Source organism: Thermogemmatispora sp., from assembly GCF_019683755.1.
Taxonomy (GTDB): Bacteria; Chloroflexota; Ktedonobacteria; order Ktedonobacterales; family Ktedonobacteraceae; genus Thermogemmatispora.
On the sequence record NZ_JADGHT010000521.1, the window covers coordinates 1 to 2222 of the forward strand.

At 57.2% G+C, this 2222-nt stretch carries 2 protein-coding genes; one reads left to right on the forward strand and one right to left on the reverse strand.

Translation table 11 applies throughout. The annotated features are described in order from the left end of the window. Positions 1–341 precede the first annotated feature (341 nt). Complete coding sequence (locus IRZ24_RS19545) at positions 342–959, forward strand: DUF4388 domain-containing protein (protein WP_297168227.1); 618 nt, start codon at positions 342–344, stop codon at positions 957–959. A gap of 99 nt (positions 960–1058) precedes the next feature. Here IRZ24_RS19545 and IRZ24_RS19550 read toward each other — a convergent pair. Then, a partial coding sequence (locus IRZ24_RS19550) for a TRCF domain-containing protein (RefSeq protein WP_297168230.1) occupies positions 1059–2222 on the reverse strand: 1164 nt, incomplete at its 5' end.

A 2222-nucleotide genomic window follows, 5' to 3' on the forward strand; every position in this document is an offset into this window, starting at 1 on the left:
CCCCTCTCCAGAGGCAGAACATCCTCCTGCTTATAGCTCAGTTTTCTTCACAGACCTTCCCTCTTGCTTGTTATAGTATGAATTACTCCTACCTCTGAAAACAGGACCTCCATAAAAATTTCGTTAAAAATCTTCCCTATGGGAATATTTATGTTTTTTACACCTTCCCGCTCCCGTGTGACTATGGTATAACACGTATAGCAATATGAGGATTTTTAAGACCTGGGGATACAGCGTTTTACAGCTTACCCGCTCTAGTAACTGGCAAGAGAACGAATGCTTCCTAAAGGGAGGCGGGTGGCTCTTGTTAGGAGGGACCCTGAGAGGGAGTGTTATGCCTAATGGCCAAAGGTCGTGAAAATGCTGCTGATAGCCTTCTACCCGTACTGGAGTTTTTCCGTGCAAGGCAACAGACAGGGCTGCTGAGTGTTGAGCGTCTGCGCAATGGCCAGCTTGAGGAGGGGGAGATCTATTTACGCGCAGGCCGCCCTGTCTATGCTGCCGCTGGCCAGCTCGCTGGCCAGGATGCTCTTAATCTCCTGCTGACCTGGAGCCCGATTCGTTTCGCCTTTTTCCCAGACGCTCCTTACCCCATTCGCCCAGATAGTTCCCCTCTTCCTGTGGCACGCCTGACCCCCTTGCTGCCCAGTGTGGCGCGCGGCGAGGGGAATCCTCAGCTTCCTCTCGCGCCGGAGAAGGTCAATGATGATGCCGCGGGATATATTGGCATATCCACATACGGTAGTAGCTATAAGCCCGGCCTTGAGTGGCTGGTGCCCCGGCGCTTGAGCGACGATCTCAGTGTCTTATCGCTGTTGAGCCGGAGACAGCGCTCGGTCTATCTCCTGGTTGACGGGCGGCGCACAGTGGCGGATCTCGCCCGCTGCACGAAGAAGAGCGTGCAGGAGATTGAGCGCATCCTGGTTGAGCTACAAGAGCAGGGATTGGTCGCTATCTGACTGAGCAAGCGGGTCGCTGACAGGACGAACCCGAGAGTTGCGCCAGCCAGTGAGCCAACCTTTTCCCACGCCTGTCCGCCTGCTGGTAAAGCAGACAGATCAAGCAGCCGTGGTCATCATGGGCAGCAGCTCGTTCAACTGCTGTAGCCAGTTTGGTCCCAGCAGGCGGCGTGGAATGCGGATGACGCCTTGCTGGACGCGGGCCTCGTTGCGAAAACGGTGGTAGAGAGCAACGCGATTGGGTATCACTGAGCGCCTGACGGTGATCACCAGTTCATTGTTCTTCAGCGAGATGGCTTCGATGCCCTGGTGAGCTGCCTCGATCTTGAGCCGGATGAGCGTGAGCAAGTTCTGCACCGGGGGCGGCGGTGCCCCAAAGCGGTCGGTCAGTTCTGCCGTGATCGCCTCCACCTGTTCATGGGTGGTCAGATTGGCCAGGCGCTGATAGAAATTGACCTTAAGGGTGCGATCCCCGATATACTCATCCGGCAGATAGGCATCCAGTGGCAGGTCAATGGTGACCCCTGGAGTGCCTGTCTCTTCTTTCTTCCCTTGCAACTCTTGCACGGCCTCCGCCAGCAGCTTGCAATAGAGATCAAAGCCTACCGAGTTCATGAAGCCTGATTGCTCTGCACCAAGCAGATTGCCAGCGCCACGTAGTTCCAGATCCTTCATGGCGATGCGGAAACCGGCCCCCAGCTCGGTAGCTTCGAAGATCGCGCGCAGGCGCTTCTCCTGCAGAGGCGTGAGCCGGGCCTCTTTGTTGTAAAGGAAGTAGGCGTAGGCTTGCTGGGCTGAGCGTCCCACGCGGCCCCGTAGCTGATAGAGCTGGGCGAGTCCAAAGTGGGCCGCGTTGTTGACAATGATCGTATTGGCATTGGGGATATCCAGGCCGTTTTCGATGATGGTGGTGGAGACCAGCACGTCGTATTCGCCGTTGGCGAAACCCAGCATGATGCGCTCTAGTTGCTCTTCATTCATTTGCCCGTGGGCCACGGCGATGCGAGCCTCAGGCACAAGCTGCTGGAGCTTCTGGGCCAGCAGTTGGATACCGGCGACACGGTTGTGGACAAAGAAGACCTGGCCTCCGCGGTCAAGCTCGCGCAGGATCACCTCGCGAATCAGCCCTTCGTCGTACTCGCGGATGGCGGTGCGTATCGGCAGCCGCTCCTGGGGGGGGGTCTCGATAACGCTCATGTCGCGCAGGTTGACCAGGGCCATATGTAGGGTGCGTGGAATGGGGGTGGCCGTCATGGTCAGAAC

Bases quoted from the DNA above. Each gene is read 5' to 3' on its own strand.
- IRZ24_RS19545 (WP_297168227.1), top strand. From the start codon at position 342: ATGGCCAAAGGTCGTGAAAATGCTGCTGATAGCCTTCTACCCGTACTG.